The following is a 25,936-nucleotide window of genomic DNA, read 5'->3' on the forward strand; positions in this document are numbered from 1 at the left end:
TTAGTCAGGGAATTATTAGGCGTAAGTCAATATTTACTCTATCTCAATCGTCAGGTTCGACCCAATTAGGTTCTTACCGTTATCTGCTACCAATACTCCGTCGTACTTACCCTTGGGCAAATCGCTTACTTCAATTTCAAAATTGCTGCATTTTTCGGGAAATACTCGGCGAGGGTTTGCATCTAAAGTCTTTATTTTCTGGCCTTTAGCATCATAGATTTCTAATTGCATTTTTGTGCGAACCACAAACTGCCCTTCATTCTTGAGTTGGACTTCCACTAATCGAGAAGATATTTGGGTTTTCTTTAGATTTATATCTTCAAAGGTCATCTTTGGTGCTTCAAAAGAGCCTAAATCAACTAAAATCTGAATAGCATATCTTACTTTTGATGCTATGTTTAGTCCATTTTTTTCGCTGGTCGAAACGGGGTCGCCAGGTTCAATCATTATCACTACCCAGTATGTACCTTTCTTATCGACTTGACGTGGAACATTGATGGTATAAGACAAATCATATTCTTCTCCGCCTACTAAATTCTTTTCATCAATGCTCGTTTTGAGCCAATTTTTCAAACTTCTATCATGGGTTTCGGTACTCGAAAAAACCTCGTTTTTTCCACAAGAAAATAGCATATCTTGTTTATATGCCACAAACTTTTCGAGTTTTACGCCATCATTTTTTAGTTTTATTTTTCCTGTAATAATACTTCCATCCGAACCCGTATGTTGGTGAGTAAGACCATTTAAGACGACTATCGTTCCGAATGTTTGAGTTGACCAGAAAAGAAATAAAACCAAATAAGCAGCAATACGACGATTTCTCATTTGAAGGATGGATTTTATTTAAACAAGTACAATAAAGATATGGCTTAGCTAAATCGAATAACTAAGCCATACAACTTAACCTTTTTATAAATACTGATACCAAAATTAATTATCTGCCAGTGTATAAGTTACTGTAATGGTGTATGTACCTGCTCTCAAAGCTCCATATTGAGCCGAACTGAGCGTAGCAGGCAAAACATCTGAAGTATATGTCAGCAAACTACCATCCGTTGCTCCAGTTCCTGTGTAACAACTCGTGATACCATCTAAGACTTTCACGGTTGTACCAGTGGCTAAGGTTTGAGTTGGAGCCAATACCACCTGAGCTCCAGTAGTTGTACCAAGCACACCAGAACCAGATGAAGGCGTTGCGGCTGCAACTTTTACGTTCAGACCATTAGTAAGCGATGTAACCCCAGTAGCAGTAACATAAATCTTGCGGTCAGTTATGGCTGTACCCATAATTGAAGAATACTGTAAGTACAAAGCAGCACCACTCGCAACAGCCCCCGTGATTGGGTCACCGGCTACTGCGGGAGCCGAATAAGTCAATGTCTTAGTGTTGCCAGTTGTAGGGCTAATTCTAATCATTGTTACTGCCGGAATCTCAATACTGACATTATGTGAAGTAGTTTGGGCAAAGGACTCGGTGTAGATTCCACTTAAAAGTGCAAGTGCGATAATTATCTTTCTCATTGACGTAAATGGGTGTTTAATAAAAATATGGATATAACAAACGGTGATACAATTTTTAGTCTTTCAAGACACTCTAATAGCATTTCTGAATTTTTAACACAGCAATAGCAGGTAATTAATTTCGGAAACACAATTTTGTGGCTCAGAAACTAATTTCTTATTAAAAGGGGGTGTTTAACGGAGAGTTAGACTACAATATTTTATAGTCTTTATACTATAAACTGCGGCAAGAAATATACCAATCAACGAAAGTAATAGAGAATATACATCTAAGCAAGTAATTATAGGCAAAATAGTATGTATTACTGAGGATTTCTATTATGCAGTAACTAATAGCAAAAATTGTACCATTTGCTTTTTTAATAATTGGCAGATTTAAGTCCTAAAAATCAATTAATTGAAAGTAAATCATAAAAGTGTTACACGTCTAAAAAATAAATATTATTTTCGCTAATCGTTTACTGACCAGTAGGCTCGCCCAAATCAATTAGTATCAAGTACAGCAATTCATGAATAGAAGTAAAAACCTTGAAAGATTACAAAACGAACAATTTGATATTTGCATCATTGGTGGTGGTGCCAGTGGTGCAGGATGTGCCTTAGATGCTACTTTGCGAGGTTTTAAAGTAGCCTTGATTGAAAAAGAAGACTTTGCAGCCGAAACTTCTTCAAAATCAACCAAACTAATTCATGGAGGAGTAAGATATTTGGAGCAAGCCTTCAAAAATTTTGATTTTGCCCAACTTCGCCAAGTCAGACATGGGCTTGAAGAACGCCATACCGTGATTCGTAATGCACCGCACTTAGCTCACCCATTGGCCTTGATTACGCCAGTATTTAGTTGGTTTGAAGGTTTTTACTTTACTATTGGGCTTACTATTTATGGTTTCTTTGCCAAAAACGATACCATGCCCAAAGCCCAATGGCTTAATAAAAAAGAGACATTTGAGCATATCCCTACGCTTACGCCAAAGCTTCATAGCTCTGTAATGTATTACGATGGCCAGCTCGACGATGCACGTTATTGTTTAGCCCTTGCCCACTCTGCCGACGAAGCAGGAGCAGCCGTAGTTAATCATGCCTCAATCACAAATTTTGAAAAAGATAGCAGCGGTAAGTTGATTGCTGCAACCATAAAAGACAATCTTTCAGATAAAAGCTTTAGCGTTAAAGCCAAACTTTTCATTAACTGCACTGGCCCACACGGAGATAGTATTAGGCTATTGGCAAACCCTGACCAAGAAAAACGCCTACGCCCAAGTAAGGGTGTGCATATCATGCTTCCTCCCGAAGTTTTGCGTAGCCAAGATGCGATGCTGATTCCTAAAACCAAAGATGGTAGGGTTGTTTTTGTTATTCCGTTTGAAGGTGAAGTGATGGTAGGCACAACCGACGATGAATACCGAGATTTAGATAAAGAGCCTATTTTAATTGAACAGGAAATTGATTTCTTGCTCGATACACTCCGACCATACATTGCCAAAGTTCCAGATAAATCACAAATTAAGTCTGGATTTGGCGGTTTACGTCCACTTATCGCTTCGTCTGGCTCGAAAGCAACAAAAAAACTGGTACGTGACCACGAAGTAGAATACGATGAGAAATCAAATTTACTGAGCCTTTTAGGTGGTAAATGGACTACTTATCGCTTAATGGCAAAGGATACAATTGATGAAGCGTGTAAGCTTTTGAATAACGAAACTGAATGTACCACCGAGCTTCACTATCTAATTGGTGGAGAAAATTATAATTTTGAAGAATGGAAAATCATTCAGAAAAAATATAATCTCGACGAAGATATTTGTCAGCATTTAGTAAAAAAATACGGTACTAAGGCACACAATGTGCTGGAAACCTCGATTCAAACTGACCGAATTCATAAAGATTATCCATTCATCAAAGCCGAAGTGATTTACACGGTTCGTGAGGAAATGGTAGGCAGCCTCCGAGATTTCTTTGCCCGCCGAACTCGCATGGAATTAATGGATTGGAAAGCTACATTTAATTCGGTAGATGCAGTAGCAGAAATCATGGCTTCCGAACTAAATTGGAATGAACAACAAACACAAACCAATATTGCTGATTATAAAAAGCTTTTGAAAAATTTCATGCAAAAAGCCAATGTAATTTAGAGCGAATGCCCAAGACTTAGGCCAGCTCCAAACCGAAAGTGTTGTTCAGCGTAGATTGGTGTGAGGTGAATTTTATAGAAAAAAACATCAGATTTTCCCCATTTTATAAACTGTTTTCTAAGACCTACGATAGGTGCGAGATACAAGACAGGCCTTTGCCCCAGTGAAGAAACATAGCTCAACCCCAATCCTGTTTCCAGAAAACGTTCTTTAAAAACTTTTTGCGGGGCCGCATCGCAATCCTTTTTCTTATTCAATAAAAAATTGTAGGTTAAAGAAAATGGCACCGAAACGGCTTGTGAAGTGCTGTTTGACTTAAACCCAACCCCAGCCCTGATAACTCCAAACGAATTTTTAGCTTTGTAAGGCACAAATTCAAAGTTAGCTGATAAAAACGGACTTATTCCCCCAATCTCAGCAGACAAAGCAATGTCACTGCGAGTACGGTATTGAATTTGAGCAGCAGTTTTACAGAAAAAAATAAAAGATAAAATACCAGCAAAATGTAATCGGGCGGTGTTCCGTTTCACTCAAGAATAGTTTGAATTTTCGTAACCGCAAAGATAAGGATTTTAGAGCGAAACGCCTAAGCTAAGTCCTCCACGAAGTTCATATTTACCGAATGAATAAGAAGGAGTGACATTCACCCTAAAGAAAACAACTCTTGGATGTGGCGGAATATCAAAAATGACTTGTTGTCTCAAGCCCAAAATGCCAAATGAATAACTCCGAGTTTCGGCACTTCTGTATGCAACGGGGGTTATTCCTGCTCCCATCTCAACAAACCACTCAGCAGCAATTTTAGAAGGAGCCGACTTACACTTCACAGCAACTCGTTTATTAATTCCTCTACGAAGATTATTAATTAGATAATTATAAGTAACTGACGTTGGCACAGAAACGCCGCCACCATTGGCTACTTGCCCAACTCCAGTTGACCTTCCACCTGGTAGAAAACCAATACCCGTACGCAATGCTAAAAAACTATTTCTCCACCTTACAGGTAAATATTCTACATTGACTGACCCCAACGGACTAATAGCAAACGATTCGGCCATAATTGCCGTACGATAACGTGTACGATACATTATTTGAGCATTAGTTGTCTCAAATAATGTGACTAAAATGATGAGGGTTAGAAAATACTTCACTCGATTATAGGATTACGTCAATTTAAGTAAGATAAAAACGTGCCAAAATGTATCCGCTAAATAATAATTTGTAATTTTCTAACCATTTTTCTTATTTGAAAACGAATTTTAAGCTTAAAAAATTACAATATCAAATACTTAGTCATAAAAAAAGACGAGTTGCCTCGTCTTTTTTTACATATACGTTTGAATATTACTTACAAATTTCTAACTAATTCCTTTTGTTTTTCGGTCAATCTGAATCGTTCACCATAAGTATCGGCCAATCTATCTACTTCTTTCAAGAAAGTTTCTTTTCCTACGAATTCGGGAAAATTGAGCGTTCCGCCCGCATACGGAGGAAAGCCCCAAGCCAAAATCGAACCGATATTTCCATCTAACTTGGTCATCAAAACACCTTCGTCGAAGCAGCGAATACACTCTACCACTTGGCGGTAAAGCAAACGTTTCTTTACTTCCTCAACATCGGGTTGGGTTTCTGCGACAGGGAAATACTCAGCCAAACCTTCCCATAAATGTTTTTTTCTTCCTTCTGGATACTCATAAAAACCTTTTTTGTTTTTCTTACCAAAACGCCCCAAATCTTCCACCATCATTTTGGTTACTTGATAAGCACCATCTTCTTCACTCAAGGCTCCATCAGCAATTGACTGTTTCGAGATTTTCAAGGCTAAATCTAAAGCCACTTCATCAGATACTGCTAAGGCCCCCACTGGCATTCCTGCATTTTTTCCTGCATTTTCAATCAAAACTGGGTCAACACCGTCTTTCAACAGAGCAATGCCTTCGGTGGTGTATGTACTAAAACAACGAGAAGTATAAAAACCACGAGAGTCATTGACAACGATTGGCGTTTTGCGGATTTTCTTCACAAAATCAACGGCTAAGGCTACGGCATAATCTGAAGTTTGTTTGCCTCGAATTAGCTCAACCAACATCATTTTATCAACTGGCGAGAAGAAGTGAATACCGATAAAATTTTCGGGTTTTGCAGAGGCCTTTGCCAAGCCAGTAATCGGAATCGTAGAAGTATTTGAGCCAAATACTCCACCTTCAACTAACATTGGTTCAGCTTCTTTGGTTACAGTTGCTTTTAGCTCACGGTTTTCAAAAACTGCTTCAATAATCAAATCACAACCTTGCAAATCAGCTACTTCGGCCGTTGGTTTTATCAAACTCAATAGTTTTTCACCTTTATCGGCAGTCGTTTTTCCTCGTTCGATACCTTTTTGTACCAGTCCTCTCGAATAATCTTTGCCCTTTTCGGCCGCTTCGACAGTAATATCTTTCAAAACAACTTCAATTCCTGCCATTGCCGATACATAAGCAATGCCAGCACCCATAAAACCAGCCCCTAAAATGCCGAGTTTCTTCACATCAGTGGCTGGAATATCTTTCGGGCGACTTGCACCTTTATCGGCTTCATTTTTACCTAAAAACATTACTCCAATCAGGTTTTTCGCTTCACGAGAAGTAGCAACCTTCACGAAATAACGAGCCTCAATCGGAATTGCACGGTCCATATTTACTTGCAAACCTTCATACACACACGAAAGAATGGCAATCGGAGCAGGATAATTACCTTTGGTTTTATCCATAATCATGGCTGTTCCACCTGCAAAAGTTCTCATTCCAGTTGGCGACTGCACATTTCCACCTGGTACTTTGAAATTTTCACGAGCCTTGATTGCTCCAGTCTTTTTATCAAACTCATCCCACGGCTGAATGGCCTTTGGGTTTGCCAAAATCCATTTCATGGCTTTCTCCATCATTTCTCCACGAGTAGCCGCAATATCATTGACCATGCCATAACCTAATGCCTCTTTTGGCGAAATTCGCTTACCTTCAACCATCAACATCAAAGCAGCTTCCATACCGATTAGACGAGGCAAACGTTGCGTACCACCACCGCCAGGAAGCAAACCAAGTTGTACTTCGGGCAAGCCAATAACAGCTTTTGGATTATCAAGAGCAATACGATAATGACACGATAAGCAAACTTCGTAGCCACCACCCAAAGCCGTTCCGTTCATAGCCGCAACTACTGGTTTTCCACAAGTTTCGAGTTTACGGAAAATAGCATTGAAATCAAGCGAAAATTTGTGCATTTCGCTCTGGTCTTTACCATTATTACGTAAAATCATCTTTACATCAGCTCCCGCAATAAATTCATTTTTTTCGGAAGTGATGATGATTCCTTTGACTTCTGAGTCAGCATAGGCTTTTTCGAGATGCCCCTCAAATTCAGGAATCGAAATATCATTCATAACGTTCATCGGCGAAGTGGTCATGTTCCAACTGATAATCGCCACGTTGTTTTCTACTTTATAGTTAATTTCCATTAGATGGTTGAATATATGTTGTTTGTTGTAAAATCAAATTTGCTTTTTTTAAGTCCTTTTCTCTACCAAATAGCTTAAAGATTCGATATTGTTCGGCCAAAGTTGGAATTTTCACGCTCAATTTTTCATTGATTACAACTTCTTGCCAGTCATTAATTCTCAGTATTTGCCATTTATTTTCATGAAAAACTTTCAATTCACCCATTACTTCGATAAGTATCTCGCCAAATCGGAATCTACCAAAATTCGATAGAAATTTATCACCGTGAGCAGGCGAATAAGCTTCCAATTTATTATTTTGCCAAAGTTGTTTTAAAAAGTCAGCATCACGATTTGAGGTCAATAAATCAATATCATCAATACTTTCAAGCTGAATCCCCGCTAATACCAGAGCAGAGCTTCCAACAACCCAAAATGGGTCTTGAAGATGAGTTAAGTCTTCTGAAATATACGTGATTGATTCTTTAATCTTTTCTAACATAAATACCGTATGCTTGCATACTATTTGCAAATATAAAAAAATTATAGTTAATAGTAATACCGATTAGAAATGAATTACAGAAATAATGATTTAAAAGAAAAAGCTCTCAAAATGTAAGAAAAATACATCTTGAGAGCTTTAAAAAATATAAATATTAGTTATCCTAACAATGGAAACGCTAACCTAACATCCTCACTATCAACACTCAACGAGGCAACTCTACCACAAGGAATTGTCCAGTTTATAGCTTCGTGACCGACAGGAAAATCGTAGCAGATTGGGTAATTATATTCGGCAGTATGCTCGGCTATGATTTCGTAGAAAGTTTTACCAAATGGCTCATCATTTTCTTTTACATCCGAAAAATCTCCAACTATCAGGCCCGCTAAGTTTTTGAGTTTGCCTGCACGTTTTAATTGCACTATCATGCGGTCGATATTATATAGGTATTCAGAAATATCTTCGATAAACAAAATTTTGCCATCGGTATCTACTTCTGATTTCGAGCCAATCAAGTGAGCTAAAATACAAAGATTTCCACCTACAATTTGCCCTGCCCCTACTCCTATTCTATTACTTGGTTTTGATGGAATGGTGTAGTCAATGTTTCTGCCAAGAAGAAATGCTTCGAGTTTTTGAACCGAATCATAATCTCGCATGAACGTTTTAGGCATCGGTGCATGAAGACTCTGAAAACCCATTACTTGCAACTGCCCATGCACAGCCGTAATATCTGAGAAACCAATAACCCATTTTGGATTTTCCTTAAATGCGGTAAAATCAACGGCATCAATGATTCTTGAACTTCCGTAGCCACCTCTGGCCGAAAAAACTGCTTTAATTTCTTGATTATCAAGCTGCTGTTGAAAATCTCTCAAACGTATTTCGTCTGTTCCTGCAAAATTAAAATATGATGCACTCACCGATTCGCCTACGATAACTTCTACGCCCCAATTTTCTTGCATGAGGTTTATAGCCGACCGAATATCTTCTGGATTTAGCTTACTGGCAAGAGCAACTATGGCTACTTTATCGCCTTTTTTTAGGAACGGAGGAGAAATTAATGAGTTCATTATTGTATTTTTTTACCACGGAGGCACGGATAATACAGAGCTTCACGGAGTTGATTCTCGTAAGAATTTAAAAAAATTAAGGGTTCAAAGATACGAGGTCAAAATCATGAATTTTACGTAAATCTAAAATATACCTTTCTTCACCATCGTTTTCGAGCATTGGTTTGAATTTTGCCCCCCAAACGAGTTCATCATTAAAGTATGAATGACGCTTATGAACCGCATCAGCAAAAGTATCGTCAATACCCTCAGTAGCAATCATAAATTCGGCGTCTGATTCAGCAAGCGACTCGGCGGTTTCGCCATAAAGTGGGCTATCTTCAGTTATCGCATGAACGATTGTCCAGTTAGTAGGAAAAAAATTAACTTTCGAACGTTCGAGGGTAAGGCCATAATATTGCCTGCTTCTAACACCATTTTTTTCTTCTACTTTAGAGAAAACCAAGCTCACACTCATATTAATGATTTGGTTACTTTTTTCATTAACCATTCTGAACATAAAGGCGTTGGTATCGAGATACGGAGCAATAATTGCATTTCTACTAAACAATATTCGAGGGTTTGGGCGAGAAAAACGACCGTACAATAGACCTGTAATGATAGCAAACATCATCAAGCCACTCAAAGCCTCAATACCTGCCACAAAACTGGCAGCAAAACCTACTGGAGCAATACGGCCATAACCTACGGTAGTGAGTGATTGTGCCGAAAAGAAGAAGGCATCCCAAAACTGAGAATGAGTATTGGTCATATCAACACCTGCTAAGTGTTCCATACCAATCAGATAATATAAACTTGCAAAAATGAGATTTAAAACCAAATAAACACATAATACAAGAACGAAAAAGCCACTCCAACGAACTGTGATAAGGCGATTGTATAAGTTGAGCCAAGCCTCAAATGACTGCCCAACTCGCTTTACATTAAACTGACCTGCACCCGTAATCAGACGGGTTTGGCGGTCGGTCATTTTTGTACCAAAGCCTAAATCTTGACGATTACGTTCTTTTTCAACAAGGGAATCTTTTTTCTTCATAAATATATTGTGGTGCGAATCAGACCTCGACCGCATTCTGTTAGGATAGTTTTAAACAGAAAACACAATTTTACTATAAAAAAGTTTTCAAAGAAATACTACATCATCAACAACTGATTCTCCAACGTCTTTATTGATGAGGTCGAGTAGCTTGGTTTTTGCCATAAAAAGTTCTTGGCGAAGTGGCGAGGAGTCGATTCGGAGATATAAAACTCTGTTTTTTACGTAGATTTCTTTGGTACGGGAGGCAATGGTTGGCCCCATCATTCGTCCCCAAAACGCTATCAGATAGGTTTCGTTGAAACGAGTTTTTAGGTCGAATGTTTTCAGAAATGCTTCGATAGCATCTTTCAGTGGTGTAGCTTGCGAACGACGGGCGGTTTCTGATGCCATGATTTTTGGTGCTTTTAGCGATGAATCAAAACTATTTCAACAACTCTGCTACTTCAAAACTTATTAATGCTTTTTCGGCATTCGATTTTACTAAATTATTCGGCGGCAAAGTAATTTTCACTTTATCATCAAAGTTAGTTGCTAAACGCTTGGTTGGTATCGTGAGAAAAATCGTATCATTATATTCTTTGAGTACTGACTCTGGGCCTTCTAATGTTATCTCTGATGGAGAAATATTAATAAGACTCGATACCACAAAGTTCTTCTGTAAATCAATTCCTAAACTATCAACTTTCAGTTTAATAGTTTTTCTCTTTTTCCGCTCAAAATGTAGGGTTGTTGTATCGGCCAAGATATAATTCAACTTTGGTCTTTTCAACAAAACTGTAAGCGATTCGAGCAATGAGGTATTATCTAAACTGCTGACTGACAATGGATTATTGATTTCATAAACCAAAGGTGTAGCATTTGAAAACAAGTTGTACTTCAACAAGTCCCAACCCGTACTCGACAAACTAACATTTAATTTTTGGGGTAAAGGTTTGGTTGATATATATAGGGAGTCGTTATACTTAATGGTGAGGGGATAACTGATTTTGGCCGAATATCCCGATTTATTTAGAGAGTTTAGCAGCCAAATTACAAAGGCAGCCAAAAAGCACAGTAATAAGGTTTTAATATTCATCTTAAAAGTCAATAGACGATAGTCCACAGACAACAGATAAAATTATTTTCTGTGGACTATAGACTATCGACAGTGGACTGTTTTCTATTATTTTTTTCTTGCAATAGCAGTTTTATCGAAAGTCAATCTTGCACCACCACCTGCCGAAATAGTTACGGTAGTTTCGTCTTTAGCAACAATTTTACCGTGCATACCTCCGAAAGTTACGATTTCATCACCTTCTTTCAATTCCTCAACCATTTTCTTTTGGTCTTCGGTCTTTTTTTGTTGTGGACGAATCATGAAGAAGTAAAATACTGCTATCATCCCGACCATCATAACTATCGAAAACATACCATTTCCGCCCTGTGCTTGTAAAAGAATCATTATTTTAGATTTTTTTGGTTAGATTATATTTGAATTTCAACGGCTCGATATTCGGCCTATTATAACTTAGGTATTGCTTTTAATGCTGCCTTAGCCGAATCTGGCATATCTTTTCCGTAAACGATAGCCGTAAAAGCCAAAACGGTTTGCGGAGGATTGGCATTAGAGAAAATAGTCACAAATTTTTTGTTTGTTCCCACTTTTCCTTTGCTATTAAAACGCACAACGATTTGGTCAGACTGGCCAACACCAACTGGATGGTCGGGTTTTGAAGCAACCGTACAACCGCACTGCACTTGCACATCTGTGATTGTTAAAGCACTTTTTCCGACGTTTTTGAATTTGAATGCGTGCGATACAGTATCGCCTTCGGTGAGTGTACCAAAATCAAAAACCTCTTTATCAAACTCCATGATTGGAGCATTTGCAAGGGCAGCCAACGAGTCTTCTTGGCTCATTCCTGTCTGTCCTTTTGAATCAATTAGGTTGCAAGAAAAATTCAATCCTGCTAAAATAATCGTTGAAGTAAGAGCTAAAAATACTTTTTTCATGTTTTTAATCAATAGTCCATGGACGATGGTCGATAGACAAAAGGTGTATAATTAATGTACAAAGAAATGCCAATTTTCAATAGATACGCTAAGCTGATTAATTTGAAATTTTCAAAAAGCTATCGTCTATTGCCTACTCTTAGTTTTTAGATTTAATTTGGCTCATCAAAGATTCTACGTCTTCGAGTAATTTTTCGGCTTTTTGACGTGCTTCGCTTACCACTTTTTGGCCTTCTGCTTTGGCCGAACTATCGCCACCAACTACTTCCATCGCTACTTCGTCGCCTCTTTCGATGAGGTCATTGATGAATTTCTGTAATTGTTCACGGTATTTAGATAAACGGAATGACAGTTTATCACGAGTTACTTCGCCTTTATCGGGTGCATATAAAATACCGATGGCTGCTCCTGTGGCTACTCCAGCCAAAAATGCAATGAAAGTTCTTGATGAATTGCTCATAAAATTCAATGAGTGAATGTTTGAATATTTGAATGAGTGAGTTAATTTCCCACTAAAACTACTTTTTATTATACAGAACTCTTTTTTAGACTTATTTATTATCCAACATACCTCTACCGCTCTTACGAAGTTTGCCAGATTCTTTGAGGTCTTTCGATACACCATCTAAAATACCATTCACAAACTGCCCACTTTTTGGGGTGCTGTAATCTTTAGCGATTTCGATGATTTCGTTGATTGTAACTTTCACCGGAATACTTGGGTAGTTGAGCATTTCTACAACCGCCATCTTCAATAAAATATGGTCAGTGATAGCAATACGCTCGATTTCCCAGTTTTTGAGCTTCGGAATCAGAATTTCTTCTAAATCTTTGGTTTCGAGAATACTTTTCTGATACAAAGTTTGTAAAAATTCTTTTCTTTCGTCCCATTCTTCGTCTAAAAGAGCTAATTTTAATTTACCGTCTTCTACCAAAGCTTGGAAAGTATGCGTTACGGCTGCTCTAAGAGTCTCGATATCGTCAATCCAATACAAATCTTGTTTCTCAAAAAACTCCCATGCAATTTCGTGTTTCAATATTACGTTTTTGAGTAGATATTTCAAAATCGCAAAATCTTCTTCGAGTGTATGATTGGTTTTCGATACATATTCTTTGTAGCGGTCGTTGGCACGAATTACCTCACGGTATAGCTTAGCAACAAAAACCTGCTCATTGACCATGCTAATGCTGCGACGACTACAAAGGATTTCAAGCGATTTTTCTTGACGTAAAGCCTTAATAATTTGATTATCAATTAATTTTGATTTTGCATCGCCGTTGCTATCTTGGTTGGCACGGTTGCCGAGTTCGATAAAGAGCAATAAGATTTGTAGATACAATTCATACACTCTTTCGGCTTCGATTACCATGCGGGTGGCATAATGCTGAACGTCTTTTTTGTTTTTGAGAAGATAAAATTCTTTTGCTTTTTCGACCATTCTCAACACTTCGTCGGGTGCATCGAATTTTTCAGCTTCTTGTCGAGAAAAAGCTTCTTGAAAAAGATTTTGACCTAACTTTTTTAATCCTTCCAGTTTCTCTTTATCTTGATATTCCATCGAATTCAAATCTGGAGAGAAGTGGTCGGCAATTAAGTCTAAAGCTAATTGGAAATTCGCACCCTCGGCTTGTTTGTAAGCAAAGAGGGCTTGCATCGCACGAATCCGTATGAGGCGTCTGTTAAGCATAGGCGTTCAAAGAACTGAAGTTTTATTTTGGTGCAAAATTAGTAAAAAAAATTCACAACCCCAAACGGCAGCGGCCGACCGTCACCAATACCGAATTTGTGTTTAGTAGATAGATTATTTTGTGGCTAATACGGAAAAATAATTATTTTAGAGTAGATTTGGGTTTATGAAAAAAGCGAAAATGAATATAAAATCAAGATATATCCTTCTTATTATACTGTTAGTCAGCCAGTTGAGTGGTTTCTCGCAAACCTACACGGCAGAACAGATAAAAGAAGACCTTGTGAATCTCAAAAATGAGATTGAGAAATATCATCCCGACCCTTTCAAATATATTTCAAAAGAGCGTTTTACATTCTTACAAGATTCTATATTACAAAGAGTTTCGGGCCGTTATACGCTACGTGAGGCTTATTTTACATTTTTGCCGCTGGTGCAGGCTGTCGGTTGTGGTCATACACACATGTCGCCCGACCGGAGGTTACTTTCTAAGAGCAACTCATTTACCGAACGTCCCAAATTTTTTCCGTTTAGTGTACGATACATCAATAATCAGTTGTTGGTTTCTCGCAATTATTCTGCCGATAAAAAGATTACTCGTGGCACCGAGATTTTAGAAATTGATGGTCAGCCAGTAAAGAAAATTTTGGAACATTTGGAGAAAATTTCTTACTACAATGGCGATGGCGTAAACCCCAATGCAAGAAAGTATTATGCGATTAGGGAGTTCAGAAAATTGTATTATTTATGGAAAGGTGAAGAAGATAATTTCTTGATAACGTACATCAAGCAAGGGCAAAATAAACCTAAAACTACAAAAATAGAAGGCCAAAGTGTAGATTTTATGGAAAAGATGCTCGAAATTCGTTATCCTGATGTTGACGAAGACACCACAGGAATTGTATCTTATCGAGTAATTGATTCGACTCAGAAAGTTGCTATGGTTGATATACGCTCTTTTATGTACGGTATTAGAGATTATGGCAAAGGTACTAATTTTGAAGGCGAAACCCGCAAGATTTTCAGAAAATTGGAAGAAAACAAAATCGAAAATTTGATTCTTGATTTAAGAGGTAATTCGGGTGGAATTATTGATTATTCTATTTTCTTTTTACGATACTTTGCCAATCAACCTTTCGATGCTTACAAGTTAGGGTTTAGAGACGAAGGCTTACAACGACTCAAACAAGATTACAAAAAATACGACGCTTATTTGGCCAAAGAGGCAGCTTCGAGGCTTAACAAAGAGTTTACGGTGCGAGACTCCGACGGCTATTTAGAAAGCAAATACCAACAAAAACAACGCCCTCACGATGAGTTTCGATTTAACAAAAACGTGTATGTGCTGATGAATGGAGGTACGTTTTCGGCGGCAGCATTATTGGTTTCAAAACTTCATAACATGGGTGTGGGTACGTTTGTGGGTATGACTTGCGGTGGAGCATACGACGGCTGCTCGGCTGCTCAGTTTTCATCAATTAAATTACCGAATACCGAACTGGAGATTTCATTACCATTGGGAAGGATTCTCTATAATGTTGATGCAAAAAAATACAATAAGCCAATTTTGCAGCCTGACTTTGAGGTCAACCCCAACCTTGAAGATTTCTTGAATAATGAAGATACTGTACTGAAATACACCCTCAATCTGATAAAAAATAAGGTTAAAATTAGATAGTATTATTGAGTCAGCAGCCGATAGTTCACAGACAACACCGAAAACCAATAACCAGTACACAAATAACCAGTATCCAGTACACTAATCTCCAGTATACCAGTAACCAACCACTATGCAGAAAATAATTGTTTTTTTACTATTTCCACTTTTTCTACAAGCACAAAAATCAAAAGATACTTTTTCGCCCGAGGAGATTCGAGCAGATATGGCATTTCTGAAAAAAAAGTTCGAGAAAATTCACCCAGGAATGTATTATTATATGAGTCGAGAAGCTTACAATAAGGTGTATGATTCGCTCTATAATTCTATTAATCAGCCACTTAACTATTTAGAAACATTTCGAGTTTTATCTCAATTAGTGACAAACGTCAAAGACGGACACACTAATCTAAGATACGACAAGAAGCGATTCAATAAAAAAAATGCCAAGTTTGTACCTTTTTATCTTCGCAAAATTGACAAAAATTACTATTTGGCCTTGAATTATTCGGCCGATTCGACCATCATTCGAGGAAGCGAGGTTTTGGCATTTAACGACGAGCCTATAGGGCAATTAATACAGAAACTCAAAGTATTTGTTTCGAGCGATAATGGCAATGAACACGTAAAAGATTATTACACATTGAGTGCTTTTCCGACTTATTTTAAAAGATATTTCGGAGAAGTTGATTCGATTAAAATCTCTTATCGTTTACCCAAAAACGACACTATTTTCTATAAAAAAGTAGCTTGCCAAACGAACGTCGAAATTCTGAAAATTGATAAAAAACGCTACAAAAACCTCAATCGCCCTAATCTTTCGCTGAAAATTTTGGATAGTGTTAATCACATTGCCAAACTTGATATTACTGAGTTTACGATGAGTGGGAAATTTCTGGATTTCAGCAACCAAAAATTCAAGCGGGTTTTGCGGGTAAGATTCAAAACCATAAAAGACATCAAAGTAGAACATTTGATTGTTGATTTCAGAGCCAATGGAGGTGGATTTATTCCAAATATTTCTCGTTTCTTGAAATACCTTTCGCCGAAACCTTTTACATTGGTCGATACACTGGCTTTAAAGAAAAAAGCCTATTTTACACTTTTCAAACCTTATTATTTTGGCCCTCCATTGACAATGTGGTTGGGTTTTATGAAGCGTGAGGGCGAATTTATGTATCGGGTAAATAAGCGAAATGACAAGCAAAAACCAGAAAAACAACTGGGCTATCGTGGAAAAACATATTTCTTAACCGACCCTGGTTGCTATTCGGCAACCACTTTTACGCTCAATTTGGCAAAAGATTTGGGAATCCCAGAAAAAATCATTGGCCAACAAGTAGGCGGTGCCAGTTGGGGAAGTTTTGCAGTAAATTGGCAAGATTTCAAGCTACCCAATTCAAAATTTATTGTACATACGCCTTTGATGAAAATCAGCCATAATTTACCAAACAATATAAACAAAGATTTTTTCCTACAACCTGACTATGAAGTAAACCGCAACCGTGAAGAACTACTCAAAAATAATACAAGTGTAGTTGATTTTACGGTCGAGATGATTCGGCAGAGTAAGGCGATTAGAGAAAGATAAAATCCGAATGTTAAATCATAAAAACCGCTTTTATGAAAAAAACACTACTCCTATTATTCACTTTTTGCAGCTTTTGGGCTTATTCTCAGATAGAAAGCAGAGGAAAACTATTGAATAGTCGCAAATTTTATGTCATTGACTCAATCCCCATTTACACATTTCCACCTAACGAAAGTGCCTTTATTGCAGACACATTAATTCATTCTCGACGAAAAGCGACAGATATTCAGACCTTTAAAAAGTATAACTTAGAAGGTAAAACCGACGAAATCATTTTTGTCATAACCAAACCTTATTTCACTCGACCTGATTCAATCAAAAAGATTCCGTCACGTAACATGATGGAATTAGACTTACAAGAAAAATACAGGCTAAAAGGTTCAAAGCAAGTCTATGAGGGCCGTTTTTTAGATTATTTTATCAATGGTTTGATAAAAGCCAATGGGTATCTGGCTAAGGGGAAATTAGATGGTGTGATGTATGAATATTACGAAAATACGCAACTAAAGAGCGATAAAAGTTATAAATATGGTGAACCAGACGACGAATGGTTTGAATATTATGAAGATGGCAAACTCAAAATAAGGTGTTTTTATGTAAACGGCAAATACGATGGTGTCTATCGAAGTTGGTATCCGAATGGGCAGTTAAGAGAAGAAACTCCTTATAAAAAAGGAAGGATTCATGGGCAAAAAGAAGAATGGTATTCGACAGGTATTCTTAAATCATCAGTAACTTACCAAGAAAACTTTACATTCTTAACGCCTCAACAAAAGAGAATTGAGCGAAAAGTATATTTTGCTAAAAATAGTGTAAGTACAGGTAGCCCAATAAGTGCGGTTAATCAATTGGGGGACATAATCATGGAAGATAGCACCAATACTGACCACTACATGATGCGAGGACATATTTTGAGTGATTTGAAAGAATATGACCAAGCTATAGATAACTTCTCAAAAGTTCTTCAAATAGAACCACTACTGCTTGATGCTCATTATTACAGAATAATTGCTGCAATAAATCTTTACGACCCAAAGCCAATTATTGATACTAAAAAGAAAAAAGATACTCCAGTGGAAAATTTATTAGCTAACGAAATACCAGAAAATATTTTGGATATGATTTGTAGTGATTTAACATTTATAAAAAGTAATATTACAGGCGAAGAAATGGCAGAGTTAGAGCCTCTTCTGAAAAAATATTGTAGATAAAGATATGCTGAGATACTTATTTATCACAACTATTATAGGGGTTCTTTCATGGAGTTGTCAATCTAAGGCTGAGAATTACAGAGCAACTAAAACCCAAAACGATTCTCTTCAAAATCTCAGAAATCTGGCTTATGCCAAAGAAGCAAAAGAGTTTTGTAAATCAAAAAAAATACAATACTGATTTCTGTATTTTGATTGATATGAGTATCCATTCAGGCAAAAAACGCTTATTTCTTTGGGATTTCAAGACAAATAAAATCATCAAAAGTGGAATGTGCAGCCATGGATGCGGTAATATGCCGTGGGGAAAAGATTTTAGTAAAACCAACCCATCATTTAGCAATAAAGACGGAAGTCACTGTTCGGCTTTAGGTAAATATAAAATCGGAGAAAGGGGCGTGAGTCAATGGGGAATAAAGGTAAAGTATTTACTTCACGGTCTTGAAGAAACAAATAATAATGCACTTGTTCGAACGATAGTTTTACATTCGTGGAATGATGTGACCGAAGGGGAAGTGTATCCAGAAGGCACACCCGAAGGCTGGGGATGCCCTGCTATTTCAAATGAAGTAATGAAAGATTTAGACTCAAAGCTTAGTAAAACCTCAAAACCTGTTTTACTTTGGATTTATAAATAAGTCTAATAGAGCGGCAGTACTTTTATAGTTCAGAAACCTTTTATCACTTGATTAGTTTAAATAAAATCAATGAAAAGTTTTTTATGCCCAGACGTACTTCGATTAATGACATTCAGGAAATCACCGATTTGAATAATTTAGAGAGAATTGTGCAAGACAAACGCAACGATAAACGAGCCGATGCCAAGAAAAACAGACGAAATCGGCATTACACGAAAGTCTTAATAAAGTATCAACTTAAAGATGGACTAACGATTGATGAAGCATAAAAAATGGCACTTCTGAGCTAATTCCTCAAAAGTACCATTCATAAAAACTATTCTTTTTACCAGAAAATTGTATAAATAATTACAAAAATCGCTACAATCGCTACCGCTCCAATAGCAAAAGTTCTATCAACTTTAAACCATTCTTTCTTCACTTCAAAGGCATTTTCTTGGTCTTTGCCTTTTCCTTCAATTAGGCTGATGATGATGTGAACCAAAGAACAAATCCAAAATACAACGCCCATTCTATTCATGAAAGGAAAATCAGGATAAAGATTGGCAATCACTGCCGAAAGTGCAATACTCAAAATAGCTGCCGTTAAAGCTCCATTGGCAGTAGCTTTCTTCCAGAAGAAACCTAACAAGAAAATACTCAGAATACCTGGTGAAATATAGCCTGTGTAAACTTGAATGTATTCAAATGCTTGTCCGAAATTAGCTAAAAGTGGACTCACAATCAGAGCAATGATAAATGCAATAACGATTGCCACACGACCCGTCCAAACAGTTTGTTTTTCGGTAAGATTTTTATTGAAGAATTTTTTATGAATATCCAACACATAAATCGTAGAAATACTATTGGCTTTTCCTGCCAACGAAGCCACGATTGCCGCCGTAAGGGCAGCAAATGCTAAGCCTTTTAAGCCAACTGGCAATAGATTTAATAGTACAGGATAAGCATTATCGGGTTTCACGACGCCATTGCTCGTAATTCCATTTACGATTGAAGCATCGGCATTTTCTTGAAAAATCACATAAGCCGCCAAACCTGGGAGAACAACGATAAATGGCATTAACATTTTCATAAATGCCGCAAACAAAACGCCATTACGAGCCGTAGAAATATCTGCACCCAAAGCACGCTGAGTCATGTATTGATTACAACCAAAATAGTTGAGGTTATTTACCCACTGGCCGCCGATGATAAACATCATAATACCCGGCAATTGCTTGTAGGCATCAATAAAACCACCTTTTCCATCATGTACTTGATATTGATTAGGCTTAAAAATCATGTGCAAATGGCTATCGGCTTTGTCGGCAATTAGATTTAAACCTTCAAAAATACCCGCACCAGTTCCTACTTTATTTGAAAGTAAATCAAGAGCTAAATAAGTAGTTGCTAATCCTCCGAAAATCAAGCAAACAACCTGAATTACGTCGGTATAACCAATTACTTTCATACCTCCAAGTGTGATAATTACCGCAAAAACTGTCAAGAAAATAGCACAAGTCATAAAGCTAAAACCTGTCATTTTTTCCAAACTCAAACCTCCGAGATAAATAATTGAGGTAAGATTGACGAAAATGTAGAGAAAAAGCCAAAAAACCGCCATAATTGTTGCCAATCGCTTGTCGTAGCGTTTGGCCAGAAATTGTGGCATCGTAAAAATCTTGTTGTTGAGGTACATCGGCAGAAAATATACCGCCACAATGATTAGTGAAACACCACCCAAAAGTTCGTAAACCGAAATGGCAATACCGAGCTGAAAAGCCTGCCCACTCATACCAATAAATTGTTCGGCCGAGATATTCGAGGCGATGATTGAAGCACCAATTGCCCACCAAGTTAGCGAGCCTTCAGCCAAAAAGAAGTCTTTGCTATCGGCAGATTGTTTGCCTTTGTTTTTGTAAATCCAGTAGCCGTAGGAAGATACGATAACGAAATAAATAAAAAAAATGGTGTAGTCGAGCGTTTCGAGTCCAAGTGTCATTAGTAATTGTATTAGGGTTAATTATTAGTCGTGAATATATCAATAAATTCTTTAAATCATTATATTTTGAATATCAATTCATCATTTTTCAATAAAATAGTATAATAAATTGGTACTGAAATTGAGGTGACATGAATGAAACATACATTCTTATCACATCAAAAAGCTTACTTTTTAATCCTGAAAACCTTAAATGAATAAGGTTCTAAGACAAGATTTGCCTTTCCTTGAGCAATACTGATTGCCGACTCAACAGGAACGATTTTATTGGGTTCAGTAATAGTATTGAAGTTCTTAATGTCTTTTTCAAGCATTGAAATCACTTTAACATTTGCTTTTGCCGCTAAACCATTGATATTCAAATCAATCGTATGCGTTTCGCTTGAAGTATTTATCAGTTTAATGATAACTTCATTTGTTTTTTCATCAATCGAAGATGCTCCATAAAGCCCGTTTTTACCAGTCAGATTTTCTCCATTACTTTTTATCGAAATAGTTTTCGTTCCTGCATTATTGGCATATAATTTTTGAACATAATAATTTGCCGTTCCGAATGAAGTAAGGTTATCGAACCAAATCAAATCAGGCGTCCATTGCCAACGATTGACATGAGCAAAAAGTGGGGCATACGAAGTCATATAAACCACATCGGCGTTGCGTTCTAAACCAGTCATAAATGCCGCTTCCGATAATGCACATTCCCAGTTGTTTTTGTTATCTGGCGTAGCCACACCATTACTTTGAGCAGCATATTCGCCTGCAAAAATTTTATAACGATTTCGGTCATAATTATCATAGCGTGTAGCATTATCTCTAAACCATTTTGGTTCTTTATAATAATGTTCATCTACAATTTGGGCATTAAGCTTGGGTAAAGTCTTTTCGGCTTGCTCAAATAATTCACCATCAGATGAAGGTCCAGTTCCAGAAACTAATTTAATATTCGGATATTTGGCATGAACCGCTTTTGAGATAATGCTATAACGTTCAAAATATTCTTCTCCCCATTGTTCATTTCCCACACCGAGCATTTGTAGGTTAAAAGGTGCAGGATGCCCCATTTCGGCACGCAACGCACCCCATTTCGTATCAGTACCACCATTAGCAAACTCAATTAGGTCGAGAGCATCTTGCACAAATGGGTCGAGGTCTTCTAAAGGTTGCATTTCCGAAGAATTGAACTGACAAGCCAATCCACACGATAAAATTGGTAGTGGCGTTGCACCGATGTCATCACACATCAAGAAGTATTCGTAGAAACCTAAACCAAAGGTTTGGTAATAATCAGGAGTTGGGCGATGCTTAAACTCCATGTTCCAACGATTGACAATTTGTTGACGGTTCTCAATCTTACCCACTGTTTTTTTCCATTGATAGCGTTCGGCCAATGTACGTCCTTCAACTATACAGCCACCAGGAAAACGCACAAAACCAGGTTTCAAATCGGCCAACAATTGCACCAAATCTTTACGAAGTCCACCTTTGCGACCTTTCCAAGTATCTTGAGGGAAGAGCGAAATCATATCAATATCTAACTGCCCAGCCCCTTTGAAAAACACATTTACTTTGCAATTAGGGTCAGTTTCGGTGGCAGTGATTACCCCCTCAATTCTCTGCCAATTAGAACCAAGTAAATTTACCGTCGTACTTCCGATAACTTGATTTTTACTATTGATGATTTCTACCAAAAGACTAATACTTCCTTTATTGAGTCGAGCCAAGGCAGAAAAATCGTACTTTTCACCCTTTTTTATACCAATACCATCAAAACCTTCATTTTGCAGACCCAACTCTTTCTTTTCATCACGTTTATCTACCCTCACAACTCTTGGATTATTGGGATTTCCTTTTGAGTTATTATAAATCGTCAATTCATTTTGAATACTAAAACGAGTTTCGGCTTCGGGGAGGTGTTTCCAAGCCATCCACGGATATTCAAACTCAAACGAACGGTTTTTGATTAATTCGGCATATAAACCACCATCAGCAGCAAAGTTTATATCTTCAAAGAAAATACCATACATCGTTGGCTGAATCGTGACCAAGGGCTTTGTAGCATCTACTTCTACTTTTGTTGTTTTCTGTGCAAAAGCATTTATTACAAGCAAAAAAGAGGTTATTAATGTTAGGGTTTTTCTCATAGATTTTAATTTTGTTGTAATTCCATCAATTTTATGTGTCAAATTTACACTTTTGAAATGCAAATTAAATTAATTTTCTAAAAAGTATTAAGAATTGTATAAAATTTAGGCTAAAAAAAATATTCATCAATAAAGCTGAACACTTAACAAATCTCCCAAATTGTATTTTTGGTCTATGTAATTAGTTTTTTCTTCTCAAAAAAACGCCAATTCTTTCAAAAACAGCTACTTTTATTAGTTCTTACATCACCTAAACTAAATGAAAATAAAACTTTACTTCTTACTTCTAATTCCTATTATTTTTTGCTTCCAGTTATCTGCTCAAACGGTCAATGAACAGAAATATAATATTCATATCAAACGAACTTCTGAAAAGATAAAAATTGATGGAATATTAGACGAAAAAACGTGGGGAATGGCCGAAAAAACGCCACCATTTCGTCAGCAATTTCCTTATGATACCTCAACTGCAATTCAACAAACGACGGCAAGAGTGGCCTTCGATGACGAATTTATGTATTATAGTTTTGTGGTTGAGCAACCTCGAAAATACGCAGTTCTTTCTCTAAAACGAGATTTCCCAGCTGGTGGAGGAACAGATTTAGTTGTCTTCAATATTGATACTTTCAGAGATAAACAGAATGGTTTTCATTTTGCAGTGAACCCTTACGGCGTACAACGTGAAGCTTTGATTTCAAACGGAAATGTGGTTTCAAATGATTGGGATAATAAATGGTACACGGCCGTAAAAAATTACGATGACCGTTGGGTGGTTGAGTGTGCCATTCCGTTTAAAACAATCAGATATAAATTGGCGGAAGATGGACAAAATACTTGGAATGTAAATTTCTTTCGCAATAATCTTCTCTTGAATGAGCGTTCGTCGTGGGCTCAACTGCCACGTAGCGGAAAAGGTACAGATTTGGCTTTTTCGGGAACTTTAATTTGGGATGATGCTCCACCCAAACCAGGCCCGAATGTCTCGATAATTCCTTACAGCATTGCTTCTGTGGGGCAAGATTTTATCAACGAACAGCCTTTAGAAAGAAAAGCCAATATTGGTTTTGATACAAAAATTGCGGTTACGCCATCGCTAAATTTAGATATTACGGTCAATCCCGACTTTTCGCAGGTTGAGGTCGATAGACAAGTAACCAATTTGAGTCGTTTTGAAATTCTTTTCCCTGAAAGAAGACAGTTTTTTCTTGAAAACAATGACCTTTTTGGCTCATTTGGAACAGATAATATTACACCATTCTTTTCCCGAAGAATCGGAATTACCAAAAATCCAGTAACTGGCAATAGTCAACAAGTAAAGATTTTGGGCGGAGCAAGACTCAGCGGTAAATTGACTAATAATTGGCGTATTGGTTTGATGTCGATGCAAACAAAAGGCACTAAATTCGATGATAAAATTGGTCTGGCAGGGGCAAACTACACCGTTGGAGCTATTCAACGGAAGTTATTCACGAGGTCGAATATATCATTAATGGTTGTAAATAAAGAAAATGCCATTGGTAAATTAGAAACCCAACAGGCCGTTGATTCATTAAAATTTCATCGAATTGTGGGTTTAGATTACAATATGGCATCGAGAAATGGTTATTGGCGAAATAAGTTTTTCTATCATCAATCATTTACACCGACGAGTTCAAAAGGGCAAAATTCGGCGGGCATTATTTTTTTGAAAGACTCTCCGACATGGTTTATTAGTTCGGGAAGTACGTATGTGGGCGAAAACTACTTCGCTCCAGTGGGCTATGTTCCTCGTCAAAACTTCCTTAGAAATGAATCAAATTTTGGCTATACGTTTTATCCGAAAAGTCCTAAAATCAATCGAGTATTAAACAACTTTGGTGTAGGAATAGATTGGGATTATTTCACCCGAAAATCTGATTTTAAAACCATTGATTATGATTTTACCCCGATGTTTTTTGTACTTCAGTTCACCAATAATGCCAACCTTACGATATTCCCGTATCGGTTTATGTACACCTATTTGTTCAGTGATTTCGACCCTACCAATACTGGTGGAAAAGCACTCACCAAAAATCAAGGTTTTTCTTATCAACAAACTCGTTTTAGCTTTCAATCAAATACTAATAAACCATTTTTCTTCAATTTAAGTGGCAGGGCAGGCGAATATTATAATGGACACTTTTTATCTCTGGGCAGTACCGCCAATTATCGTTTTATCCCTCACGCATTGCTTTCGGTTGATATTACCCATAATCGAATCAAACTACCTAAACCATACAGTTCTGCGGTTTTGTGGTTGGTGAGTCCACGTGCTGAAATAACATTTAATAAAAATGTATTCTGGACAACCTTTGTGCAGTATAACAACCAAGCCAATAATGTCAATATTAACTCACGTTTTCAGTGGCGTTTCAAACCAGCCAGCGATTTCTTCATCGTTTACACCGATAATTATTTCGCAACCGACCCCGAAATGCTCGAAAAACCTTACAATTTAGGTTTGTTAAATAGCAAAAGTCGTGCTTTAGTGATGAAACTTACTTATTGGTTTAATATATAGGATTAAGTGCAGCACATCTGTTTCACCCCCTATTCAGCAACCAGCCCGTTACGCTAAAACGTTCGGTAAAGGCTTCGCTTACTTCGTGGTCGAGTTTTTCGCTTTCAAAACAAACCAAACGTCCAGCCAATGGAGCAATGACCGTACTTTTTTCAACGCCATTTTCCTGAGTGTATATAATCAAATTTCCACCGTTTTCTGGAATCCAGTTAAGGTTTAGGTAATAAATCACCGACAAAATTCTCCCCTTCTGAGCTTGAAAAGTATCTCTGTGACGGCGATAGAATTTTCCAACATCATATTTGGCAAAATGAATTTCGGTATCTACAATACCCAAATAGCAGGTCTGATTGAGATAATCGACAAAAGCTTGGTTTTTATCGAGCAACATTCGCTCGGCAGCATCAGTGGAATTGGTTTCGAGCCATAAAATTTCATCGCCTCGCACTAAGGCCGCTTTGTGAACTTCGCTTTGTTTGCCAATGCTGGCTTCTTTAAATTTTCCTGCTTGGTAGCGTTGAGCAAAAGTTTCTAAAAGATTTTTGACTTCATCAGGCTCTAAAAAATCATCACAAATGGCATAGCCTTTGGCCACGATTCCTTCGATGAGTTGCTCAAACTGCTGTTCTTGTGTTGGCATTTTCCCAAAAAGAAAACCTTGTAAATCTTGCCGATTTACAAGGTTTTTTGGGTTTTCGATAAAGGTAGCGAAATATTAGGAGATAGAATAAGTTTATGTAAAATAAGGCTTTCAAACTA

At 37.3% G+C, this 25,936-nt stretch carries 24 protein-coding genes; 7 read left to right on the forward strand and 17 right to left on the reverse strand.

Annotated features, from left to right (window positions below; genetic code table 11):
* Positions 1-33: 33 nt before the first annotated feature.
* Together IEX65_RS19825 and IEX65_RS19830 are read right to left on the reverse strand one after the other, a co-directional pair.
* A complete protein-coding gene (locus IEX65_RS19825) occupies positions 34-825 on the reverse strand; it encodes a hypothetical protein (RefSeq protein ID WP_188768625.1) in 792 nt (263 codons plus the stop codon).
* A gap of 105 nt (positions 826-930) precedes the next feature.
* Positions 931-1,521: a hypothetical protein gene (locus IEX65_RS19830; protein ID WP_188768627.1), complete on the reverse strand. Its 591-nt coding sequence runs from the start codon at positions 1,519-1,521 to the stop codon at positions 931-933.
* 509 nt (positions 1,522-2,030) lie between these two features.
* On the opposite strand from IEX65_RS19830, the gene IEX65_RS19835 reads away from it, so the two are divergent.
* Positions 2,031-3,653 carry a glycerol-3-phosphate dehydrogenase/oxidase gene (locus IEX65_RS19835; RefSeq protein ID WP_188768629.1) on the forward strand — a complete coding sequence of 541 codons (1,623 nt, stop codon included), beginning with the start codon at positions 2,031-2,033 and terminating at the stop codon, positions 3,651-3,653.
* Here IEX65_RS19835 and IEX65_RS19840 read toward each other — a convergent pair.
* The 12 genes from IEX65_RS19840 to nusB all read right to left on the reverse strand — a co-directional run bounded on the left by IEX65_RS19840 (position 3,650) and on the right by nusB (position 13,419).
* Entirely contained in the window at positions 3,650-4,183 is a 534-nt protein-coding gene (locus IEX65_RS19840; RefSeq protein ID WP_188768630.1) for a hypothetical protein, read from the reverse strand. The genes IEX65_RS19835 and IEX65_RS19840 overlap by 4 nt on opposite strands.
* 42 nt (positions 4,184-4,225) lie before the next feature.
* The gene (locus tag IEX65_RS19845) at positions 4,226-4,804 is read right to left on the reverse strand and encodes a hypothetical protein (RefSeq protein WP_188768631.1); all 579 of its coding nucleotides are present in this window, start codon (positions 4,802-4,804) and stop codon (positions 4,226-4,228) included.
* A gap of 197 nt (positions 4,805-5,001) precedes the next feature.
* Positions 5,002-7,146: a 3-hydroxyacyl-CoA dehydrogenase NAD-binding domain-containing protein gene (locus IEX65_RS19850; RefSeq protein WP_188768632.1), complete on the reverse strand. Its 2,145-nt coding sequence runs from the start codon at positions 7,144-7,146 to the stop codon at positions 5,002-5,004.
* Positions 7,136-7,627 carry a nucleotidyltransferase family protein gene (locus IEX65_RS19855; RefSeq protein ID WP_188768633.1) on the reverse strand — a complete coding sequence of 164 codons (492 nt, stop codon included), beginning with the start codon at positions 7,625-7,627 and terminating at the stop codon, positions 7,136-7,138. The genes IEX65_RS19850 and IEX65_RS19855 overlap by 11 nt, the downstream gene beginning before the upstream one ends.
* 158 nt (positions 7,628-7,785) lie before the next feature.
* Positions 7,786-8,700 carry a S66 peptidase family protein gene (locus IEX65_RS19860; RefSeq protein WP_188768634.1) on the reverse strand — a complete coding sequence of 305 codons (915 nt, stop codon included), beginning with the start codon at positions 8,698-8,700 and terminating at the stop codon, positions 7,786-7,788.
* 76 nt (positions 8,701-8,776) lie between these two features.
* Positions 8,777-9,736, reverse strand: a complete 960-nt coding sequence (locus tag IEX65_RS19865) for an ion channel (RefSeq protein ID WP_188768635.1) — start codon at positions 9,734-9,736, stop codon at positions 8,777-8,779.
* Positions 9,737-9,823: 87 nt separating this feature from the next.
* Positions 9,824-10,129, reverse strand: a complete 306-nt coding sequence (locus IEX65_RS19870) for a DciA family protein (protein ID WP_188768636.1) — start codon at positions 10,127-10,129, stop codon at positions 9,824-9,826.
* Between the two features lie 31 nt (positions 10,130-10,160).
* The gene (locus IEX65_RS19875; RefSeq protein WP_188768637.1) at positions 10,161-10,814 is read right to left on the reverse strand and encodes a YbbR-like domain-containing protein; all 654 of its coding nucleotides are present in this window, start codon (positions 10,812-10,814) and stop codon (positions 10,161-10,163) included.
* Between the two features lie 87 nt (positions 10,815-10,901).
* Complete coding sequence (gene yajC, locus IEX65_RS19880; protein WP_188768639.1) at positions 10,902-11,180, reverse strand: preprotein translocase subunit YajC; 279 nt, start codon at positions 11,178-11,180, stop codon at positions 10,902-10,904.
* A gap of 59 nt (positions 11,181-11,239) precedes the next feature.
* Positions 11,240-11,731 carry a DUF1573 domain-containing protein gene (locus IEX65_RS19885; RefSeq protein ID WP_188768641.1) on the reverse strand — a complete coding sequence of 164 codons (492 nt, stop codon included), beginning with the start codon at positions 11,729-11,731 and terminating at the stop codon, positions 11,240-11,242.
* 139 nt (positions 11,732-11,870) lie between these two features.
* Positions 11,871-12,191, reverse strand: a complete 321-nt coding sequence (locus tag IEX65_RS19890; RefSeq protein ID WP_064198399.1) for a YtxH domain-containing protein — start codon at positions 12,189-12,191, stop codon at positions 11,871-11,873.
* A 91-nt stretch (positions 12,192-12,282) separates the two neighbouring features.
* Complete coding sequence (nusB, locus tag IEX65_RS19895; RefSeq protein ID WP_188768643.1) at positions 12,283-13,419, reverse strand: transcription antitermination factor NusB; 1,137 nt, start codon at positions 13,417-13,419, stop codon at positions 12,283-12,285.
* A 166-nt stretch (positions 13,420-13,585) separates the two neighbouring features.
* Between nusB and IEX65_RS19900 the strand changes: the two genes are divergently transcribed.
* The 5 genes from IEX65_RS19900 to IEX65_RS19920 all read left to right on the forward strand — a co-directional run bounded on the left by IEX65_RS19900 (position 13,586) and on the right by IEX65_RS19920 (position 18,785).
* Positions 13,586-15,097 (forward strand): S41 family peptidase, encoded by a 1,512-nt coding sequence (locus IEX65_RS19900; RefSeq protein WP_188768645.1) that lies wholly within the window; start codon positions 13,586-13,588, stop codon positions 15,095-15,097.
* 112 nt (positions 15,098-15,209) lie between these two features.
* Positions 15,210-16,667 carry a S41 family peptidase gene (locus IEX65_RS19905; protein WP_188768646.1) on the forward strand — a complete coding sequence of 486 codons (1,458 nt, stop codon included), beginning with the start codon at positions 15,210-15,212 and terminating at the stop codon, positions 16,665-16,667.
* A gap of 32 nt (positions 16,668-16,699) precedes the next feature.
* The gene (locus tag IEX65_RS19910; protein WP_188768647.1) at positions 16,700-17,878 is read left to right on the forward strand and encodes a hypothetical protein; all 1,179 of its coding nucleotides are present in this window, start codon (positions 16,700-16,702) and stop codon (positions 17,876-17,878) included.
* A gap of 131 nt (positions 17,879-18,009) precedes the next feature.
* Positions 18,010-18,516, forward strand: coding sequence for a murein L,D-transpeptidase catalytic domain-containing protein (locus IEX65_RS19915; RefSeq protein WP_188768648.1), 507 nt, complete (start codon positions 18,010-18,012; stop codon positions 18,514-18,516).
* Between the two features lie 83 nt (positions 18,517-18,599).
* A complete protein-coding gene (locus tag IEX65_RS19920) occupies positions 18,600-18,785 on the forward strand; it encodes a hypothetical protein (protein WP_188768649.1) in 186 nt (61 codons plus the stop codon).
* A 56-nt stretch (positions 18,786-18,841) separates the two neighbouring features.
* Here the strand turns inward: IEX65_RS19920 and IEX65_RS19925 are convergent, their stop codons facing one another.
* Both IEX65_RS19925 and IEX65_RS19930 read right to left on the reverse strand, forming a co-directional pair.
* Positions 18,842-20,497 carry a sodium/sugar symporter gene (locus IEX65_RS19925; RefSeq protein WP_188768650.1) on the reverse strand — a complete coding sequence of 552 codons (1,656 nt, stop codon included), beginning with the start codon at positions 20,495-20,497 and terminating at the stop codon, positions 18,842-18,844.
* A 167-nt stretch (positions 20,498-20,664) separates the two neighbouring features.
* Positions 20,665-22,638: an alpha-L-arabinofuranosidase family protein gene (locus tag IEX65_RS19930; RefSeq protein WP_188768652.1), complete on the reverse strand. Its 1,974-nt coding sequence runs from the start codon at positions 22,636-22,638 to the stop codon at positions 20,665-20,667.
* A 259-nt stretch (positions 22,639-22,897) separates the two neighbouring features.
* Between IEX65_RS19930 and IEX65_RS19935 the strand changes: the two genes are divergently transcribed.
* A complete protein-coding gene (locus tag IEX65_RS19935) occupies positions 22,898-25,177 on the forward strand; it encodes a carbohydrate binding family 9 domain-containing protein (protein WP_188768654.1) in 2,280 nt (759 codons plus the stop codon).
* A 22-nt stretch (positions 25,178-25,199) separates the two neighbouring features.
* Here IEX65_RS19935 and IEX65_RS19940 read toward each other — a convergent pair whose 3' ends face one another.
* On the reverse strand, positions 25,200-25,817 hold the full coding sequence (locus IEX65_RS19940; RefSeq protein ID WP_188768656.1) for a 2OG-Fe(II) oxygenase: 618 nt from the start codon (positions 25,815-25,817) through the stop codon (positions 25,200-25,202).
* Between the last annotated feature and the right edge of the window lie 119 nt (positions 25,818-25,936).

This window comes from Emticicia aquatilis (genome assembly GCF_014644295.1).
In the GTDB taxonomy this organism is placed as follows: Bacteria; Bacteroidota; Bacteroidia; order Cytophagales; family Spirosomataceae; genus Emticicia; species Emticicia aquatilis.

Bases quoted from the DNA above. Each gene is read 5' to 3' on its own strand.
- IEX65_RS19905 (WP_188768646.1), top strand. From the start codon at position 15,210: ATGCAGAAAATAATTGTTTTTTTACTATTTCCACTTTTTCTACAAGCA.
- IEX65_RS19890 (WP_064198399.1), bottom strand. From the start codon at position 12,191: ATGAGCAATTCATCAAGAACTTTCATTGCATTTTTGGCTGGAGTAGCC.
- nusB (WP_188768643.1), bottom strand. From the start codon at position 13,419: ATGCTTAACAGACGCCTCATACGGATTCGTGCGATGCAAGCCCTCTTT.
- IEX65_RS19910 (WP_188768647.1), top strand. From the start codon at position 16,700: ATGAAAAAAACACTACTCCTATTATTCACTTTTTGCAGCTTTTGGGCT.
- IEX65_RS19925 (WP_188768650.1), bottom strand. From the start codon at position 20,497: ATGACACTTGGACTCGAAACGCTCGACTACACCATTTTTTTTATTTAT.
- IEX65_RS19855 (WP_188768633.1), bottom strand. From the start codon at position 7,627: ATGTTAGAAAAGATTAAAGAATCAATCACGTATATTTCAGAAGACTTA.
- IEX65_RS19860 (WP_188768634.1), bottom strand. From the start codon at position 8,700: ATGAACTCATTAATTTCTCCTCCGTTCCTAAAAAAAGGCGATAAAGTA.
- IEX65_RS19915 (WP_188768648.1), top strand. From the start codon at position 18,010: ATGCCAAAGAAGCAAAAGAGTTTTGTAAATCAAAAAAAATACAATACT.
- IEX65_RS19930 (WP_188768652.1), bottom strand. From the start codon at position 22,638: ATGAGAAAAACCCTAACATTAATAACCTCTTTTTTGCTTGTAATAAAT.
- yajC (WP_188768639.1), bottom strand. From the start codon at position 11,180: ATGATTCTTTTACAAGCACAGGGCGGAAATGGTATGTTTTCGATAGTT.
- IEX65_RS19825 (WP_188768625.1), bottom strand. From the start codon at position 825: ATGAGAAATCGTCGTATTGCTGCTTATTTGGTTTTATTTCTTTTCTGG.
- IEX65_RS19935 (WP_188768654.1), top strand. From the start codon at position 22,898: ATGAAAATAAAACTTTACTTCTTACTTCTAATTCCTATTATTTTTTGC.
- IEX65_RS19900 (WP_188768645.1), top strand. From the start codon at position 13,586: ATGAAAAAAGCGAAAATGAATATAAAATCAAGATATATCCTTCTTATT.
- IEX65_RS19920 (WP_188768649.1), top strand. From the start codon at position 18,600: ATGCCCAGACGTACTTCGATTAATGACATTCAGGAAATCACCGATTTG.
- IEX65_RS19940 (WP_188768656.1), bottom strand. From the start codon at position 25,817: ATGCCAACACAAGAACAGCAGTTTGAGCAACTCATCGAAGGAATCGTG.
- IEX65_RS19835 (WP_188768629.1), top strand. From the start codon at position 2,031: ATGAATAGAAGTAAAAACCTTGAAAGATTACAAAACGAACAATTTGAT.
- IEX65_RS19885 (WP_188768641.1), bottom strand. From the start codon at position 11,731: ATGAAAAAAGTATTTTTAGCTCTTACTTCAACGATTATTTTAGCAGGA.
- IEX65_RS19830 (WP_188768627.1), bottom strand. From the start codon at position 1,521: ATGAGAAAGATAATTATCGCACTTGCACTTTTAAGTGGAATCTACACC.
- IEX65_RS19850 (WP_188768632.1), bottom strand. From the start codon at position 7,146: ATGGAAATTAACTATAAAGTAGAAAACAACGTGGCGATTATCAGTTGG.
- IEX65_RS19865 (WP_188768635.1), bottom strand. From the start codon at position 9,736: ATGAAGAAAAAAGATTCCCTTGTTGAAAAAGAACGTAATCGTCAAGAT.
- IEX65_RS19875 (WP_188768637.1), bottom strand. From the start codon at position 10,814: ATGAATATTAAAACCTTATTACTGTGCTTTTTGGCTGCCTTTGTAATT.
- IEX65_RS19870 (WP_188768636.1), bottom strand. From the start codon at position 10,129: ATGGCATCAGAAACCGCCCGTCGTTCGCAAGCTACACCACTGAAAGAT.